14 protein-coding genes and 1 tRNA gene are annotated in these 14382 nt (G+C 68.9%); 9 read left to right on the top strand and 6 right to left on the bottom strand.

Annotated features, from left to right (window positions below; translation table 11 throughout):
* Positions 1–5: 5 nt before the first annotated feature.
* Both EPA64_RS02685 and EPA64_RS02680 read right to left on the bottom strand, forming a co-directional pair.
* Positions 6–1961 carry a potassium transporter Kup gene (locus EPA64_RS02685; protein WP_246026572.1) on the bottom strand — a complete coding sequence of 652 codons (1956 nt, stop codon included), beginning with the start codon at positions 1959–1961 and terminating at the stop codon, positions 6–8.
* A 130-nt stretch (positions 1962–2091) separates the two neighbouring features.
* Positions 2092–2712 (bottom strand): TetR family transcriptional regulator C-terminal domain-containing protein, encoded by a 621-nt coding sequence (locus tag EPA64_RS02680; RefSeq protein ID WP_134724671.1) that lies wholly within the window; start codon positions 2710–2712, stop codon positions 2092–2094.
* A 134-nt stretch (positions 2713–2846) separates the two neighbouring features.
* Here EPA64_RS02680 and aptA point away from each other — a divergent pair, with 134 nt between their 5' ends.
* From aptA to EPA64_RS02640, 8 genes are all read left to right on the top strand, one after another.
* The gene (aptA, locus tag EPA64_RS02675) at positions 2847–4172 is read left to right on the top strand and encodes an omega-aminotransferase AptA (protein WP_134724670.1); all 1326 of its coding nucleotides are present in this window, start codon (positions 2847–2849) and stop codon (positions 4170–4172) included.
* Between the two features lie 120 nt (positions 4173–4292).
* Positions 4293–5558, top strand: coding sequence for a Zn-dependent hydrolase (locus EPA64_RS02670; protein WP_134724669.1), 1266 nt, complete (start codon positions 4293–4295; stop codon positions 5556–5558).
* 145 nt (positions 5559–5703) lie between these two features.
* Positions 5704–6228 (top strand): hypothetical protein, encoded by a 525-nt coding sequence (locus tag EPA64_RS02665; protein WP_134724668.1) that lies wholly within the window; start codon positions 5704–5706, stop codon positions 6226–6228.
* Positions 6229–6236: 8 nt separating this feature from the next.
* Positions 6237–7688, top strand: coding sequence for a dihydropyrimidinase (hydA, locus tag EPA64_RS02660; protein WP_134724667.1), 1452 nt, complete (start codon positions 6237–6239; stop codon positions 7686–7688).
* Positions 7688–8467 carry an ABC transporter ATP-binding protein gene (locus tag EPA64_RS02655; protein ID WP_134724666.1) on the top strand — a complete coding sequence of 260 codons (780 nt, stop codon included), beginning with the start codon at positions 7688–7690 and terminating at the stop codon, positions 8465–8467. The genes hydA and EPA64_RS02655 overlap by 1 nt, the downstream gene beginning before the upstream one ends.
* 90 nt (positions 8468–8557) lie before the next feature.
* The gene (locus EPA64_RS02650; protein ID WP_134724665.1) at positions 8558–9421 is read left to right on the top strand and encodes an ABC transporter permease; all 864 of its coding nucleotides are present in this window, start codon (positions 8558–8560) and stop codon (positions 9419–9421) included.
* Positions 9418–10269, top strand: coding sequence for an ABC transporter permease (locus tag EPA64_RS02645; RefSeq protein ID WP_134724664.1), 852 nt, complete (start codon positions 9418–9420; stop codon positions 10267–10269). Before EPA64_RS02650 ends, EPA64_RS02645 begins: the two co-directional genes overlap by 4 nt.
* A 35-nt stretch (positions 10270–10304) precedes the next feature.
* Positions 10305–11291 carry an ABC transporter substrate-binding protein gene (locus EPA64_RS02640; protein WP_220443694.1) on the top strand — a complete coding sequence of 329 codons (987 nt, stop codon included), beginning with the start codon at positions 10305–10307 and terminating at the stop codon, positions 11289–11291.
* A gap of 6 nt (positions 11292–11297) precedes the next feature.
* On the opposite strand, the gene EPA64_RS02635 is transcribed toward EPA64_RS02640, so the two are convergent.
* Positions 11298–12119, bottom strand: coding sequence for an alpha/beta hydrolase (locus EPA64_RS02635; protein ID WP_134724663.1), 822 nt, complete (start codon positions 12117–12119; stop codon positions 11298–11300).
* Between the two features lie 88 nt (positions 12120–12207).
* Positions 12208–12284 (bottom strand) — tRNA-His (locus tag EPA64_RS02630).
* A gap of 128 nt (positions 12285–12412) precedes the next feature.
* Here EPA64_RS02630 and EPA64_RS02625 point away from each other — a divergent pair.
* Positions 12413–12637 carry a DUF6324 family protein gene (locus EPA64_RS02625; RefSeq protein WP_134724662.1) on the top strand — a complete coding sequence of 75 codons (225 nt, stop codon included), beginning with the start codon at positions 12413–12415 and terminating at the stop codon, positions 12635–12637.
* Here EPA64_RS02625 and EPA64_RS02620 read toward each other — a convergent pair.
* Both EPA64_RS02620 and EPA64_RS02615 read right to left on the bottom strand, forming a co-directional pair.
* Positions 12634–13428 carry a metallophosphoesterase family protein gene (locus EPA64_RS02620; RefSeq protein ID WP_134724661.1) on the bottom strand — a complete coding sequence of 265 codons (795 nt, stop codon included), beginning with the start codon at positions 13426–13428 and terminating at the stop codon, positions 12634–12636. The two genes, EPA64_RS02625 and EPA64_RS02620, sit on opposite strands and share 4 nt — an antisense overlap.
* Positions 13425–14357: a diacylglycerol/lipid kinase family protein gene (locus EPA64_RS02615; RefSeq protein ID WP_134724660.1), complete on the bottom strand. Its 933-nt coding sequence runs from the start codon at positions 14355–14357 to the stop codon at positions 13425–13427. The genes EPA64_RS02620 and EPA64_RS02615 overlap by 4 nt, the downstream gene beginning before the upstream one ends.
* Positions 14358–14382 lie beyond the last annotated feature (25 nt).

Genomic DNA, 14382 nt, shown 5'->3' with positions numbered 1-14382 from the left:
GCGTCTCAGATGTTGATCTGCTGCCCCAGTTCGACCACCCGGTTGGACGGCAGGCGATAGAAGTTGGTCGGTTCCGAAGCCGAACGATACATGCCCGCGTAAAGCCGCGCCGCCCACAAGGGCAGCAGCCGCCCCTTGCCCACCCGCAGCGAACGCCGGTTCAGGAAATACGACGTCGCCATGATGTCGAACTTGTGGCCCATCGCCTTGGCATTCGCCAGCGCGCGGGGCACGTTCGGCTGTTCCATATAGCCAAAGCGCAGCCAGATGCGGAAGAACCGCGGGCCAAGCGCCTCAAGCCGCAGGCGCTGGTCGTCGGGGACACGGGGGGTCGTCGCGACCTCGACCTTGACCACATAGTTGCGTTCATGCAGCACGCGGTTGTGTTTCAGGTTGTGCAGCAGCGCGGGCGGCGCAAGTTCCGGGTCGGCGGTCAGGAACACGGCGGTGCCCGGCACGATCACCGGCGGGCTGTCGGTCAGCTTGCCCGCCAGGAAATCCAGCCTGACGCTTTCGGCCGACAGCTTTTGCTGCAGTCTCTGCGTGCCTTTGACCCACACCACCATGAAGGTGATGACCACCGCCGCGAACATCAGCGGGATATAGCCGCCGTCCAGCGTCTTGAGGATGTTGGCGTAAAGGAACACCACCTCGATCGCCAGCACCGGCAGCATGATCGCCAGCACGCTGATCCAGCGCCATTTCCACGCATAGCGGAACACGATGATCGCCAGGATCGAGGTGATGACCATGTCGCCGGTCACCGCAATCCCATAGGCGCTGGCCAGCCGCGCCGACGACCCGAAGGACAGCACCAGCGCGCAGACGCCGAACATCAGGATCGTGTTGACCTTGGGCAGATAGACCTGCCCCAGCTGCTTGTCGGACGTGTGCTGGATTTCCAGCCGCGGCAGCAGCCCCAGCTGAACCGCCTGCTGCGCGACCGAGAACGCGCCCGAGATCACCGCCTGGCTGGCGATCACCGTCGCCGCCGTCGCCAGCACCACCAGCGGCAGCGTGAACCATGACGGCGCCAGCAGGAAAAAGGGGTTGGCCGCCGTTTCGGGATGCGACAGCACCATCGCCCCCTGCCCCATATAGCTGATCGTCAGCGCCGGAAACACCAGCGCCAGCCACGAGATGCGGACCGGCTTGCGGCCGAAATGGCCCATGTCGGCATAAAGCGCCTCGGCCCCGGTCACCGCCAGAAAGACCGAGCCCATGACCGGCAGCGCGCCGAACCCGTTCTCGGCGACAAAGCCCGCCGCCCGCAGCGGGTTCAGCGCCTGCAGGATGCGGGCGTCGTCGAACAGGTGCAGCGCGCCAAGCGCCGCCATCGTCAGGAACCAGACCAGCATGATCGGCCCGAAAAGGCGCGACACCGCCTCGGTCCCCGACCGCTGGACCCAGAACAGCGCGATGACGATCACCAGCGTGACCGGCACCACCCAGTCGCCAAAGCCGAGAAAGACAAGCTCCATCCCCTCGACCGCGGACAGGACCGACATGGCGGGGGTGATGATCGCATCGCCAAAGAACAGCGACACGCCGACGATCCCGATCAGATACAGCCACCACGTCCGGCGGTGCAGCGCGCCCTGGGCCTTGGCGACCAGCGACAGGGTGCCCCCCTCGCCGTTGTTGTCGGCGCGCAGGATCAGCACGACGTATTTCAGGGTGACGATCAGCACGACCGTCCAGAACAGCATCGACACAATCCCGATCACGGCGGTTTCCGCCATGTCGTGTTCGTGCGCGTGGCGCAGCGATTCGCGCAGCGCATACAGCGGCGAGGTGCCGATGTCGCCATAGACCACCCCCAGCGTGGACAGGATCAGCGCGAGGCCGGGGGTCGCATCGGCGTGTGGGTGGGCGTCGGTGTGCGGGGTGGCGGGCGAGGTCTGTCGTCCGGCATCGGTGCCGCGCGGGTCCGCGACAGGCTCGGTCATCATGTGCCTCATGTTGCACCGCGCGTGTATCTGCGCCGGCGCCGTCAGGTTGACAAGGGCGTGAATGACGGGCGGCGCGAATAGTTCCCGAAAGGTCGGCGCGGGCAAGGGAACGGCCCTGCGCTGCCCGATTTTCAGGCAGTCAGCCGGGCGGCGTCAGCAGCCGGCGATAGAGGCCGTCCAGGAACCTCCCCGCCTCGGCATAGGGGTCGTGGCCGGGGCCAAGCACCGCCCGCACCTGCAGGTCAAAGTCGGCGTAATGCTGGGTCAGCGCCCAGATCGACATGATCAGGTGATGCGGATCGACCGCCGCCAGCCGGCCCTGCGCGACCCAAGCAGCGACCAGCGCGGCCTTGTCGGCCACCAGGGCCGCCAGATCGCCCCCCAGCACCGGGCCGAGATGCGGCGCGCCCTGCAGGATCTCGTGCGCGAACAGGCGGCTTTCGCGGGGAAAGCGGCGCGACAGGTCCAGCTTGCGGGCGACATAGGCCAGGATCTCGTCCAGCGGCTGGCCGCGGGGGTCCATGTCGCGCAGCGGCGCCAGCCACAGGTCCAGCAGCCCGTCCAGCAGCGCCTGGTGGATCGCCTCTTTCGAGGCGAAGTAATACAGCACGTTGGGCTTGGACAGGCCCGCCCCCTCGGCGATGCGGTCGATGGTGACGCCGGCATAGCCGTGGCCGGAAAACGCGTCCAGCGCGGCGTCCAGGATCGCCTGCCGGTTGCGGGTCTGGATGCGGGATCGCTGAGCATCCGGATCGGGCATGACGCTTCCCTGTCGCCGCGCGAGGATCGCGCCCGCTTGACTGCATACCGGCCCGTGCTAGCGTTCATCTGACCATTTGGTCAAGAATTTGCCGGCCGGGCTTCCGGCCGGCGACGCCATCGGAAGGACAGCGCATGGCCCTGGATCGCAAACCGGCACCGAACGACCTGCGGGCCTTCTGGATGCCCTTCACCTCGAACCGGCAGTTCAAGGCGCAGCCGCGCATGCTGGTGTCGGCCAAGGACATGCACTATACCGCCGCCGACGGCCAGCAGGTGCTGGACGGCACCGCGGGCTTGTGGTGCTGCAACGCGGGCCACTGCCGCCCGCGCATCACCCAGGCCGTCAGCGAGATGGTGGGCACGCTGGATTATGCGCCCGCCTTCCAGATGGGTCACCCGACCGCGTTCGAGCTGGCCAACCGCATCGTGGACATCGCCCCCGACGGGATCGACCATGTGTTCTACTGCAACTCGGGGTCGGAGGCGGTGGATACGGCGCTGAAGATCGCGCTGGCCTATCACCGCGCGCGGGGCGAGGGCCAGCGCACCCGCCTGATCGGGCGCGAGCGCGGCTATCACGGCGTGGGCTTCGGCGGGATCTCGGTCGGCGGCATCGTCAACAACCGCCGGTATTTCGGCACCGCGCTGTCGGGCGTGGACCACCTGCCCCACACGCATCTGCCGGAAAACCGCATGACCCGCGGCCAGCCGCAGCACGGCGCGCATCTGGCCGACGATCTGGAACGCATCGTCGCGCTGCACGGCGCCGACACCATCGCCGCCGTGATCGTGGAACCGATGGCCGGGTCCACCGGCGTCCTGCTGCCGCCCAGGGGCTATCTGGAACGCCTGCGCGAGATCACGCGCAAGCACGGCATCCTCTTGATCTTCGACGAGGTCATCACCGGCTTCGGCCGCCTCGGCAGCCCCTTTGCGGCGCAGCATTTCGGCGTGACCCCGGACATGATCACCTGCGCAAAGGGCCTGACCAACGGCGTGATCCCGATGGGCGCGGTGCTGGCGTCAAGCGCGATCCACGACGCCTTCATGTCGGGGCCGGATCATGTGATCGAACTGTTCCACGGCTATACCTATTCGGGCAACCCGGTGTCGTCGGCCGCGGGCATCGCCACGCTGGACACCTATGCCGACGAGGGGCTGCTGACCCGCGCGGCCAAACTGGAAAAGCATTGGGAGAACGCCATCCACGGACTGGCCGACCATCCGCATGTCGTGGACATCCGGAACATGGGGCTGATCGGCGCGGTCGAGCTGGCGCCCATCGACGGACAGCCCGGAAAACGCGCGTTCGACGCCTTCGTCCGCGCGTTCGAGGCGGGGATCATGATCCGCGTGACCGGCGACATCATCGCCATGTCGCCGCCCCTGATCATCAGCGAGGCGCAGATCGACGAACTGATCGGCACGCTTGGGCAGGTGCTGAAGGCCGCGGCATGACACGACCGGCCCGACCGGCAGGCCGGGCCGGACCGACACGGCAGGCCGTGGCCGGCTGACCGAACAACGGCCCGACCGCCCCGACGAAGGGCGGCGCGGCGCGACAGGGAGACGAGGGACATGACCAGCGCCAGCGGGGCGGCTGCGGCCGACAACATGCGCGTGAACGGCGAACGGCTGTGGGAGTCGCTGATGCAGATGGCCCGCATCGGGCCGGGCATCGCGGGCGGCAACAACCGCCAGACCCTGACCGACGCCGACGCCGAGGGCCGCGGCCTGTTCCGGCGCTGGTGCGAGGACGCCGGCATGACCATGCAGGTGGACCGCCTAGGCAACATGTTCATGCGGCTGGAAGGCGCGGACCCCGGCGCCGACCCGGTCTATATCGGCAGCCACCTGGATACCCAGCCCACCGGCGGCAAGTACGACGGCGTGCTGGGCGTGCTGTCGGGGCTGGAGGTGGTGCGGACCATCCGCGACATGGGGATCACGCCCGCCCGCCCCATCGTGGTGGTGAACTGGACCAACGAGGAAGGCTCGCGCTTTGCGCCCGCGATGCTGGCCTCGGGCGTGTTCGCGGGCGTGCTGGACGAGGATTTCGCCAACAGCCGCGAGGACGCGCAGGGCAAGCGCTTCGGCGAGGAACTGGACCGCATCGGCTGGCGCGGCGACCAGCCCGTCGGCGGCCGCCCGATCCACGCGATGTTCGAATATCACATCGAACAGGGCCCCATCCTTGAGGCCGAGAACCGCCAGATCGGCGTCGTGACCCACGGCCAGGGCCTGCGCTGGATCGAGATCACCGTGACCGGCAAGGGCCAGCACACCGGATCGACCCCCATGCGGATGCGCCGCAACGCGGGCCGGGGCCTCGCGCAGATCACCGAGCTGGTCCACGAGATCGCGATGCGGCACCAGCCCGCCGCCGTCGGCGCCATCGGCCACATCGACGTCTATCCGAACAGCCGCAACGTGATCCCGGAAAAGGTTGTCTTCACGGTCGATTTCCGCAGCCACCTGCTGCCCACGCTGACCGGGATGGTGGACGAGCTGATGGACCGCGCCCCCGTCCTGTGCGAGGCGCTGGGATGCGAGTTCGCGTCCCGGATCGTCGGCCAGTTCGACCCGCCCGCCTTCGACGAAACCTTGGTCGCCCGGGTTCGCGACGCCGCGGACCGGCTGGGCTATTCGTACATGGACATCGTGTCAGGCGCCGGCCACGACGCCTGCTGGATCAACCAGGTCGCGCCCACGGTGATGATCATGTGCCCCTGCGTGGACGGGCTGTCGCATAACGAGGCCGAGGAGATCACGCCGGAGTGGGCGAGTGCGGGGGCGGACGTGCTGTTGAGCGCGGTGCTGGAGACGGCGGGGGTGGCGGGGTGACAAACACAGTCGTTTTACCGCACTTATTTCGTCCGGATCGGTCCCGCGCCACGGACGAAGGTGACAACTGGGATAGGCTTCGGCCCAGTCTCTTGTGGCTTCTGCGGCACAGGCGTATTCGAGCTTTCAGACATCTCGCCTCACGGTGTTCATTGACATGCTGCAGCCTAACACTCTGACAGAAGAAGCGAAAGTCTACACCGCTCTGGATGCAGAGAAAGAACGGCTGCGTCAGACCGAGCGCCTCCTCGATGAGATTGGCGCGGCGGCATTAGCCGCTGATCAGCGTGCCGTCCAGTTCTGCAGTGCCTTGGGCGTAATGATAACGATAGCCGCACAGCTCAAACCTGACGACTGGCCGTCCCAAACTTTGCAGATCATTTCACTTTTTGCGCTTCTTACAGCTGCGGTGATAGCGGCCTATACATTCCGACCTAAGACTGGGTTTTCTTCGGGATCCCGCGCCGCTCCGCTTGCAAGCTACTGCGCCGCCCCAGGATGCGAAACGCTACTGGCTGAACTCGCAAAGAAAAATGACGAAGCGATCACCTGCAGCATCGCGGTTCTTGAGAAAAGTGGCAGGTACTTTGCATGTGCAATGAAAACGGCGGCGATCGGGATTGCTTTTTTAGCTCTCCAGATAGTAGTCCCCCAGTTTCAACAGGGTTGAAAGATAAAATGACCACCGTCATCCGCAACGGCACCATCGTCACCGCCGACCTCAGCTACAAGGCCGACGTCCTGATCGAAAACGGCCGCATTGCCGAAATCGGCCCGAACCTGTCGGGCGACACCACCCTCGACGCCACCGGCTGCTATGTCATGCCGGGCGGCATCGACCCGCACACGCACCTCGAGATGCCCTTCATGGGCACCTATTCCGCCGATGATTTCGAATCCGGCACGCGGGCGGCGCTGGCCGGCGGGACGACGATGGTCATCGACTTTGCCCTGCCCGCGCCCGACCAGTCGCTGCTGGACGCGCTGAAGATCTGGGACAACAAGACCGCCCGCGCGCATTGCGACTATTCGTTTCACATGGCGATCACCGGCTGGAACGAGGGCATTCACGCCGAAATGGCGCAGGTGGTGGACCGGGGGATCACCAGCTTCAAGCATTTCATGGCCTACAAGGGCGCGCTGATGGTCAACGACGACGAATTGTTCGCGTCGTTCCGCCGGGTAGGCGAGCTGGGCGGCATTGCGATGGTCCACGCCGAGAACGGCGACGTCGTGGCCGAGATGTGCGCCCGCCTGCTGGCCGAGGGCAACACCGGCCCCGAGGCGCACGCCTATTCCCGCCCCCCCGCGGTCGAGGGCGAGGCCACCAACCGCGCCATCATGATCGCCGACATGGCCCGCGTGCCGCTGTATGTCGTCCATGTCAGCTGCGAGGACAGCCATGAGGCGATCCGGCGCGCCCGTGCAATGGGCCGCCGGGTCTGGGGCGAGCCGCTGATCCAGCACCTGACGCTGGACGAGAGCGAATATTTCAACCCGGACTGGGACCACGCCGCGCGCCGCGTGATGTCTCCGCCGTTCCGCAACAGGCAGCATCAGGACAGCCTGTGGGCCGGGCTGATGTCGGGGTCGCTGTCCTGCGTGGCGACGGACCACTGCGCCTTTACCACCGCGCAAAAGCGCACCGGCATCGGGGATTTCACGAAAATCCCGAACGGCACCGGGGGCCTCGAGGATCGACTGCCCATGCTGTGGACGCATGGGGTGGCGACGGGCCGGCTGACGCCGAACGAGTTCGTCGCCATCACCTCGACCAACATCGCCAAGATCATGGGGATGTATCCGAAGAAGGGCGCGGTGCTGGTGGGCAGCGACGCCGATCTGGTGGTGCTGGACCCCAAGGCGGGCAAGACGATCAGCGCCGCCACCCAGCAATCGGCCATCGATTACAACGTGTTCGAGGGGCACGCGGTCACCGGCCTGCCCCGGTTCACCCTGACCCGCGGCCGCGTGGCGGTGACCGAGGGCAAGGTGGACGGCCGCGAAGGCCACGGCGAGTTCGTCGCCCGCACGCCGCAGGGCGGGGTGAACCGCGCCCTGTCGACATGGAAGGAGCTGACCGCGCCCCGCCCGGTCGAGCGGTCGGGCATTCCGGCGACGGGGGTGTGATGGACGGTCCCGTCGTGCAGGCGCAGGGCGTCGGCCTGACCTTCCAGACCGCCGACGGCCCGGTCCATGCGCTGAAAGACGTGGACCTGAGCATCCGGCGCGGCGATTTTGTCAGCTTTATCGGGCCGTCGGGTTGCGGCAAGACGACGTTCCTGCGCTGCATCGCCGGGCTGGAAACGCCGACCGCGGGCCGGCTGACGGTCAACGGGATGACGCCCGACGCGGCCCGGCGGGCGCGGGCCTATGGCTATGTGTTCCAGGCGGCGGGGCTGTATCCGTGGCGGACGATGTCGGGGAACATCGCCCTGCCCCTTGAGATCATGGGATTTACCCGCGCCGACCGCGCCGCGCGGGTGGCGCGGGTGCTGGATCTGGTCGATCTGGCGGGGTTCGGCGGCAAGTATCCCTGGCAGCTGTCTGGCGGCATGCAGCAGCGCGCGTCCATCGCGCGGGCGCTGTCCTTTGACGCCGACATCCTGCTGATGGACGAGCCGTTCGGCGCGCTGGACGAGATCGTGCGCGACCGCCTGAACGAGGCGCTGCTGGCCTTGTGGGACAAGACCGGCAAGACCATCGGCTTTGTCACCCATTCGATCCCCGAGGCGGTCTATCTGTCCACCCGCATCGTCGTGATGAGCCCGCGCCCCGGCCGCATCGCCGACATCATCGACAGCCCTCTGCCCCGGCACCGCCCGCTGGAAATCCGCGACACCCCCGCCTTTATCGAGATTGCGCAGCGTGTCCGCGAAGGGCTGCGCGCGGGGCACTCCTATGACTGAGCGCGGCGCCAGCGCGGGCGGCCACCGGGGGCTTCGCGCCCCCGGACCCCCGCGGGATATTTCCCGCCAGAAGATGGTGCGGGGCCCGGAATGAGGCGGATCGTGCCGGTGCTGGCCGTGCTGGGCGCCATCGTCGTCGCGTGGTATCTGGCGGCGGTCTGGATGAACGCGCCCTGGGTCCGCGACCAGGCGGCGCGGGCGGGCACGTCGGTCACGGCGGGCGAGTTGCTGCGCCAGACGATGACGCTGGAACGCCCGGTCCTGCCCGCGCCGCATCAGGTCGCCGCGGGGCTGTGGGACGGGGTGGCGGGGCAGAAGATCACGTCCAAGCGCAGCCTCGTCTGGCACGGCTGGATCACGCTGTCGGCGACGCTGGCGGGCTTTGCCATCGGCTCGGCGGCGGGCATCCTGCTGGCGGTGGGCATCGTTCACAGCCGGGTCATGGACATGTCCATCATGCCCTGGGCGGTGGCCAGCCAGACCGTGCCGATCCTCGCCATCGCGCCGATGGTGATCGTGGTCTTTGCCAGCGCCGGGGTGACCGGCCTGCTGCCCAAGGCGTTCATTTCCGCGTGGCTGTCGTTCTTTCCGGTGCTGGTGGGCATGGTCAAGGGGCTGCGCGCCCCCGACGCGATGCAACTGGACCTGATGCGGTCGTGGAACGCGGGCGGGGGCGCGGTGCTGCGGCATCTGCGCCTGCCGGCGTCGCTGCCCTATCTGTTCGCCTCGCTCAAGGTGGCGGTGGCGGCGGCGCTGGTGGGCACCATCGTGGCCGAACTGCCCGCCGGCGCGACGCAGGGTCTGGGGGCGCGGCTGCTGTCGGGCAGCTATTACGGGCAGACCGTCCAGATCTGGGCGGCGCTGTTCGCGGCCGCGATCCTGGCGGCGGCGCTGGTCTGGTCCATCGGCCTGGCCGAGCGGCTTGTCCTGCGCCGCATGGGGCTGGCGCGATGATCGCGGCGCTGCCGCTGGTGCTGTTGTGGCTGGCCGCGTGGGCCGCGAATGCCCGGCTGGCCAACGCGGCGGTCGCGCCACGCTGGCGGCGCCCGCGGCGGCTGGCGGTCGCGGCAATCTTTGGCCTGACCGTGCTGATGACCTGGCAGCTTGCCGTCGCGATGTTCGCCATCCCGGCGGTGATCCTGCCCGCGCCCTCGGCCATCGGGGAGCGATTCGCGGGCAGCCTGCCGATGATCCTGTCGGATTCCTGGCAGACGCTGGTCCGCGGCGCGCTGACCGGCTGGCTGACCGGGGCGGCGCTGGCGGTCGCCACCGCCATCGCCATCGACCGCTCGCCCTTTCTGCAACGCGGGCTGCTGCCGGTGGGCAATTTCGTCGCCGCCCTGCCGATCATCGGCATCGCGCCGATTCTGGTGATGTGGTTCGGTTTCGACTGGCAGTCCAAGGCGGCCGTCGTCGTCGTCATGGTGTTCTTTCCGATCCTCGTGAACATGGTCGCGGGGCTGGCCGCGACCGACGCGCTGCAACGCGACCAGATGGCGACGTTCAGCGCGGGATACTGGCAGGGCCTGCTGAAGCTGCGCCTGCCCGCCGCCATGCCGTTCCTGTTCAACGGGCTGAAGATCACCACCACCCTTGCCCTGATCGGCGCCATCGTCGCCGAGTTCTTCGGCAGCCCGACGCGCGGCATGGGGTTCCGCATCTCGACCGCCGTGGGCCAGCTGGATCTGGCGCTGGTCTGGGCCGAGATTCTGATGGCCGCGATCGCGGGGTCGCTGTTCTATGCAATCGTCGCGCTGATCGAACGGCGGGTCACCTTCTGGCACCCGTCGCAGCGCCCATAACGGGCGAAAACGCCCTTTCAACAGTGGAGTGGATGATGACCAGACTGATGACGACAACCGCGGCGCTGATGCTGGCGGCAGGCGCGGCGCAGGCGGCGGACGATCTGACGCTGCAGCTGAAATGGGTCACGCAGGCGCAGTTCGCCGGCTATTACGTCGCCAAGGACAAGGGGTTCTATGAAGACGAGAACCTGAACGTCACGATCAAGCCCGGCGGCCCCGACATCGCGCCGACGCAGGTTCTGGCCGGGGGCGGGGCGGACGTGACGGTGGAATGGATGCCCGCGGCGCTCGCCGCCCGCGAAAAGGGCCTGCCCATCGTCAACATCGCCCAGCCGTTCAAGTCGTCGGGGATGATGCTGACCTGCCTCAAGGAAAGCGGCGTCACCGATCCCGGGACCGACTTCAAGGGCAAGACGCTGGGGGTCTGGTTCTTCGGCAACGAATATCCCTTCCTGTCGTGGATGAACCATCTGGGGCTGCCGACCCAGGGCGGGCCGGACGGGGTGACGGTGCTGAAACAGGGCTTCAACGTCGATCCGCTGCTGCAAAAGCAGGCGGCCTGCATCTCGACCATGACCTATAACGAATACGGGCAGGTGCTGGACGCGGGCATCGCCCCCGAGGATCTGGTGACCTTCAAGTATGAGGATCAGGGCGTCGCCACGCTGGAGGACGGGCTGTATGTGCTGGAGGAGACGCTGGCCGACCCGGCCATGCAGGACCGGCTGGCCCGGTTCGTCCGCGCCAGCATGAAGGGCTGGAAATACGCCGAGGAAAACCCCGAGGAAGCCGCCGACATCGTGCTGGAGAACGACGAAACCGGCGCCCAGACCGAGGCCCACCAACTGCGCATGGTGCGCGAGGTGGCCAAGCTGACCGCCGGGTCGAACGGCGCGCTGGACCCCGCCGACGCGGAACGCACCGTCCAGACGCTGCTGTCGGGCGGATCGGACCCGGTGATTTCCAAGGCGCCCGAGGGTGCGTGGACCAGCACCATCACCGACAAGGCGCTGCAATAGCCCGGCTCAGCCGCCCAGCCACGCGCGGGTGATCGGGCTGTCGGGTGCGGTCAGCCCGGCCACGACGTTCATGTGATGCAGGTCCGGCTGGACGACCAGCCGGGCCTGTCCGCCTGCCTCGCGCCAGCGTTCCACCAGCAGCGCGGACTGGCGCAGGAACTCGGGCCGCTCGTCGCCGCCGACCCAGGCGGTGACGGGAACCGGGGGCGGCGGGGCCAGCGCCGGGCTTTCGGACACAGCCTCGGCCGCGTCCAGCCGCAGGATCGCGTTCATCGCCGCGAGGGTCAGCGGGCGCAGGTCGTGCAACCCGCTGATCGACAGCACCGCCGCGATGCGCGCGTGGACGGCCGGGGGCAGCAACCCTGGGTCGCTGGCCAGCCGTGCGGCCAGTTGCCCGCCCGCCGAATGGCCCGCCAGCCGGACCCCACCGGGCACCAGCTGCGCCGCGCGCGCGACGGCGGCGGCCACGTCGCGGGTGATGTCGGCGATCCGCGCCGCTGGCGCCAGCCGATAGCCGGGCAGCGCCACCGTCCAGCCCGCCGCCCGCGCACCCAGCGCCAGATGGGTCCACGCGGACGGATCGAAGGCCTTCCAATAGCCGCCGTGGACGAACACGGCGAGGCCCCGCGACGCCCCCGCAGGCGCGATCAGGTCCAGCGTCTGCCGGGGATCGTCGCCATAGCGCAGGGTTTGGAACGCCTGCGCGGCCAGCCGGTCGCGCGCCGCCGCGGCCTCGGCCGCCAGCCGGGCGGGCCAGGCGGGGCCATCGGGGATATGGGCCGCGTTCTCGAACGCATCCGTCCAGTCGATGCCGCTTGCGTCGGTCATGAACCCCCTCTTGCCCGACCTGCGCGACACCGGCCGCGCCACGCCCCCGGCAATGCGCGGGGTGGTCGGACACGGGACAGGGGGGAAATGGTACCGCCTCCCCGGCTTGAACGGGGGACCTCTAGATCCACAATCTAGCGCTCTAACCAACTGAGCTAAGGCGGCACTGGCGGATCGCTTACGCCGGACCCGGCGCGGATGCAAGTGCCTGTTGCACGCGCCCCCCGCGCGCCGCTTGCCGCGCGGGGCCGGCGGAGCTAGACCCGGCGACAAGGCAGCGAAAGGACCGGCACATGAGCATCAACAGCCAAAGCGACGTCGCCGCGAATCTGCAGATCGGGCCGACCGACCAGGGCATGGTCCGCATCTATGTCGAGGGAGACGGCATCGACCTGCCGCTGGACTTCGACCCCGACGAGGCCGCCGAGATCGCCGAGGAACTGCTGGCCGCCGTGGAAACCGCCCGCGCGATGGGCGGCCGCGGGCCGGGCAAGGGCAAGGGCGGCAAGCGCCGCTAGTCCAGCGCCACCCACCGCCCCGACGCGCGCGAGAACCGCCGGGCCACGGGCGGCAGGAACACGGTGTCGGGCATCGGCGCGACGTGGCGTTCGACCGACAGTTCCGGCCCGTCGAAGGTCAGCAGCGCAAACTCGTTCTGCCGGTCCGAGGCGCGCGCGCACAGGGCCGTGCCGCCCTGGATGTGCAGCAGGCGGTCGTCCCCCCCCTGCCCAAGGAACGCGCCCGCCGACCAGACATGCAGATGCCCGGTCAGCACGACATGAATCCCTGCCGCCTGGAACGCGGCCAGCGCCGGGCCGGCACCCCGCATCAGCGCCTTGTCAACGCCGGGGCGGTGGCGCAGCGGGTGGTGCAGGACGGCGACGTTGGTCAGCCCCGGCGCGGCGGTGGCGCAGACGCGCGCGATCTGGCGGGCGTCGATCGCGCCGCGCTGCCACGCCAGCGGATCGGTGCTGTCCACGCCCATCACGCGCACCCCGTCCACCCGCCGCACCGGCCGGGTGTCGGCGGCGATGGCCGCGCGAAAGGCCGCCCGCGGGGCCGCCAGCCGCTGCGGCAGATCGAACAGCGGCAGGTCGTGGTTTCCGGGCACCGCCATCCAGGGTGCGTCCAGCCGGGACAGGAAGGCGGCGGCGGCGGCCAGCTGTCCGGGACGCCCGCGATGCGAAAGGTCGCCGCCCACGACGACCAGCGCGGGCGCGCAGGCGTTGAGGCGGGCCAGCAGCGGCGCGACCAGACCGGCGCGGTGAAACCCGAAATGCAGGTCGGTCAGGAATGCGATGCGGGTCACGGCCCGCCCCCTGCCGGCACCACGACCCGCAGCGCGCCGCGCCGGACGCGCAAGCGGAACGGGCCGGTCAGCCGCGTGCGTTCGCCGTCGTGGGCCACGTCGCGGCGCGCGGGCATGGTATCGATCACCAGGTCGTCGTCGATCACCAGGTCGAAATCGCTGCCCCGCGCCGCAAAGCCGAACGCCAGCCGCAGCGCCGCGCCCGCCAGCTGGCGCGGCCCGCGCGCGCGGGCGACAAAGATCGCCAGATGGCCGTCGCGGATCGCGTTCGCACCCTCCAGCCCCAGCTGTTCCAGCTGAACGGCGCTTTTCGCGACAAAGGCCAGCGCGGTGGAATAGCGCGTCTCGACCCCTTCATCGATGGTCTTCAGCGCGACCGGGTGGCGCAGGTCGCGAAATGCCCCCAGCGCGGACAGATAGGCCGCGACGCGGCTGCGGCCCCAGCGGCGATAGACCGCCTCGCGCCGTTCCAGGATGCGGGGCCAGGCGCCAAAGCTGACGTTGTTCAGGAACACCGTGTCGTTGATCTGGCCAACGTCGACGGCCCTGATGCGGCCGTCCAGCAGGGTGGCGATCGCGGCCTCGACCGTGTCGCCGACGCCGAGGTCGCGCGCGAAAAAGTTGAAGGTGCCGCCCGGTATCACCCCCATCGCGGCGTCGGTGCCCGCGACGGCGCCGGCAACGGCGGCCTGCGTGCCGTCGCCGCCCACCGCGACGATCAGGTCGAACCCTTCGGCGACGGCGCGGGCGGCGATGCGGGGCAGGTCTGCCCCGCGCCGGGCGGTGCGCAGCGACAGCTCGGCTGCGCGTCCGTCCAGCCCGCGGCGCAGCAGCGCCTGGCATCGGCCGCGATCCCTGCGCCCCGATCCGGGGTTAAGGACGACGCACACCCGCGCGCGGGACAGATCGAACGGGGTATCGGGCGGCATGTTGGTCCGGCATGGGGCGGGCGTT

Source organism: Paracoccus luteus (genome assembly GCF_004522155.1).
Taxonomy (GTDB): domain Bacteria; phylum Pseudomonadota; class Alphaproteobacteria; order Rhodobacterales; family Rhodobacteraceae; genus Paracoccus; species Paracoccus luteus.
Note: the sequence above shows the minus strand (reverse complement) of the source record. Positions and strands in the feature narration are given on the sequence as shown.